3 protein-coding genes are annotated in these 3,093 nt (G+C 73.8%); 1 reads left to right on the top strand and 2 read right to left on the bottom strand.

The features are described from left to right. Nucleotides 1-51: 51 nt before the first annotated feature. Both ACFVHB_RS38130 and ACFVHB_RS38125 read right to left on the bottom strand, forming a co-directional pair. The gene (locus ACFVHB_RS38130) at nucleotides 52-768 is read right to left on the bottom strand and encodes a response regulator transcription factor (protein ID WP_148642571.1); all 717 of its coding nucleotides are present in this window, start codon (nucleotides 766-768) and stop codon (nucleotides 52-54) included. A 322-nt stretch (nucleotides 769-1,090) separates the two neighbouring features. Then, nucleotides 1,091-1,753, bottom strand: coding sequence for a DUF3000 domain-containing protein (locus ACFVHB_RS38125; RefSeq protein WP_380332031.1), 663 nt, complete (start codon nucleotides 1,751-1,753; stop codon nucleotides 1,091-1,093). Between the two features lie 146 nt (nucleotides 1,754-1,899). On the opposite strand from ACFVHB_RS38125, the gene hemE reads away from it, so the two are divergent. Then, a complete protein-coding gene (hemE, locus tag ACFVHB_RS38120) occupies nucleotides 1,900-3,015 on the top strand; it encodes a uroporphyrinogen decarboxylase (protein WP_380332028.1) in 1,116 nt (371 codons plus the stop codon). Nucleotides 3,016-3,093 lie beyond the last annotated feature (78 nt).

The following is a 3,093-nucleotide window of genomic DNA, read 5'->3' as shown; positions in this document are numbered from 1 at the left end:
GGGCTGTCTTCTACTTCCGGCCGGCGCCGCCGCAGCGGTCCCGCCGACGGGTCAGTGGATGATGCCGGTGCGCAGGGCGACCGCGACCATGCCGGCCCGGTCGCCGGTGCCCAGCTTGCGGGCGATGCGGGCGAGGTGGCTCTTCACGGTGAGCGCGGAGAGGCCCATCGCCACGCCGATCGCCTTGTTGGACTGGCCCTCGGCGACCAGCCGCAGCACCTCGACCTCGCGGCCGGAGAGCTCCCGGTAGGCGGCCTGCTGCGCGCCCGGCGCACCGGGGGCCCCGGGGGCGCCCGGAGCACCGGCCGCACCCGGCACGCCCGGCATGCCGGGGCGGCGCATCCGCCCGGCCAGGCCGCCGGCGCCGATCGGGAGGCCGGGGCGGCCCGGCATGGCGACGTTGGTCCGGGTACCGGTGACCACGTAGCCCTTGACGCCGCCGGCCAGCGCGCTGCGGACGGCGCCGATGTCGTCGGCGGCGGAGAGCGCCAGGCCGTTGGGCCAGCCCGCGGCGCGGGTCTCGGCCAGGATGGTGAGCCCGGAGCCGTCCGGGAGGTGGACGTCGGCGACGCAGATGTCGCGCGGGGTGGAGACCCGGGGGCGGGCCTCGGCGATCGAGGACACCTCGATCACGTCCCGGACGCCGAGCGCCCAGAGGTGGCGGGTGACGGTGTTTCGGACGCGGGGATCGGCGATGACCACCATGGCGGTGGGCTTGGTCGGGCGGTAGGCGACCACGTTTGCGGGGTGCTCAAGAAGGACCGACACCAGGCCTCCTGCGGGGAGTGGCGGACGGAACCCCGATGGGGGCGGTCGGAGTGTTCCGCGCTTTGGAAAGGGTCACAGTCTGCTTCGGCAGCAACCGTGCCCGGCTTTAGCGAAAGATCACGATCTAGTGAGTAACAATACGGACAAATCGCGCAGATGACTGATACGACATGCCTGGAATTCGCACAAAATCGATCACATCCGGTACGGATCGGTCGGTTTTGGCCGAGTAATTGACGCAGAGCGGGTCGGAAGTCACACTCCGTCAGCCCTGGGGGTGGCGCCGGGCCCCGCCGGTGCCGACCGGCCCGGACGCCACTCGTCAGTGCGAGCGCGGGCGCCGGCGGGCGGGCATCGGGACCACCCCGCCGAGTGACGGCACGTCCGCCGGCGGCTGCGGCGCCGGGGCCGCCGGCGGCAGGCCGGCGCTGATGCAGAGCAGGTCCCCCCAGGCCGCCAGGTGCCGCTCGAAGCGGCCGTCGGCCGGCGTCCAGGACGCCCGGATCTCGATCTCGGTGGACGACGCCCGGTCCGCCAGGCCGCCGAAGTACTGCGAGGCGCACCTGGTCACCGTCCCCGACGGCTCGGCGTAGCCGGCGCCGTGCGCCTGCAGCGCGTCGAGCAGCCAGGCCCAGCCGACCTCGGAGAGCATCGGGTCGCCGGCCATCTCCGGCTCCAGCTCCGCGCGGGTCATGGTCACCACGCGGAAGTTCCCGTTCCAGGCCTCCTGCCCGGCCGGGTCGTACAGCAGCACCAGCCGGCCGTCGGCCAGCTCCTCGCCGTCCACCTCCACCGCGGCGGTCAGCGCGAAGGAGTGCGGGGCGAGCCGGCGCGGCGCCGGGGCGGGGGCGAGGACCAGCTCGGGGCGCGGCCGCGCCCCCGTCAGAGCCTCGACCGCGGCCCGGAACTCGCTCGGCGCCGCCTCCCGACCCGTTCCGCCACCTGTTCCGCCACCCTGTGCGGGGTGCCCGCCGACCGCTGCCATGACCCGAAGACTAGGTCGAAAACGCGGGTAATCGCCGCAACTTCTGCCCGTGCGGCGTGCCGGGACGGCGAACCGGCCGGATCATTGGAGGAATCGACGAGCCCGGCCGGGGAGCCGCGTCCGGGGCGCGTGCGAAGATTTGAACCGTGAGCGAGACAACGGCAGACACCACGGCAGCCCCCCAGGCCGGCGCCGCCCCCGGTCAGCAGACCCCCGCGCGCCGCGGCGCCGCGCACGACTCCGCGTTCCTGCGCGCGTGCCGGCACGAGCCGGTGCCGCACACCCCGGTGTGGTTCATGCGCCAGGCGGGCCGTTCGCTGCCCGAGTACCTGAAGGTCCGCGAGGGCATCCCCATGCTGGAGTCCTGCATGCGGCCCGAGCTGGTCAAGGAGATCACCCTCCAGCCGGTGCGCCGGCACAAGGTGGACGCGGCGATCTTCTTCAGCGACATCGTGGTGCCGCTGAAGGCGATCGGCATCGACGTCGACATCAAGCCCGGCATCGGCCCGGTCATCGCCGACCCGATCCGCACCGCCGAGGACCTCCAGCGGCTCCGCCCGCTGGAGCCCGACGACGTCCCCTACATCACCGAGGCGGTCGGCCTGCTCGTCGACGAGCTCGGCAGCACCCCGCTGATCGGCTTCGCCGGCGCCCCCTACACGCTGGCCAGCTACCTGGTCGAGGGCGGCCCGTCCAAGAACCACGAGAACACCAAGGCCATGATGTACGGGCAGCCCGAGCTGTGGGCCGCCCTCGTCGACCGGCTCGCCGACATCACCGCGGCCTTCCTCAAGGTGCAGATCGAGGCCGGCGCCTCCGCCGTCCAGCTGTTCGACTCCTGGGTCGGCTCGCTCGCCCCGGACGACTACCGCCGCTCGGTGATGCCCGCCAGCACCAAGGTCTTCGACGCCGTCGCCGGCTACGGCGTGCCGCGGATCCACTTCGGCGTCGGCACCGGCGAGCTGCTCGGCCTGATGGGCCAGGCCGGCGCGGACATCGTCGGCGTCGACTGGCGGGTGCCGCTCAACGTCGCCGCCGAGCGGGTCGGTCCCGGCAAGGGTCTGCAGGGCAACCTCGACCCGGCCGTGCTCTTCGCGCCCACCAAGGCCGTCGAGACCAAGGCCCGCGAGGTGCTGCACGCCGCCCAGGCGCTCGGCACCAGCGGCCACATCTTCAACCTCGGCCACGGTGTGCTGCCCAGCATGGACCCGGACGCGCTCAGCCGGCTGGTCGAGTTCGTGCACGAGGTCAGCGCCCGCTGATCCCGGTGGCGGGGCCCCCCCGCCCCGCGGGGGCCCCCCCCCCCCCCCCCCGAGCCCAGCCCCGCAGCCCGATGCTCC

The organism is Kitasatospora sp. NPDC127111, assembly GCF_042677465.1.
Classification (GTDB): domain Bacteria; phylum Actinomycetota; class Actinomycetes; order Streptomycetales; family Streptomycetaceae; genus Kitasatospora.
Note: the sequence above shows the minus strand (reverse complement) of the source record. Positions and strands in the feature narration are given on the sequence as shown.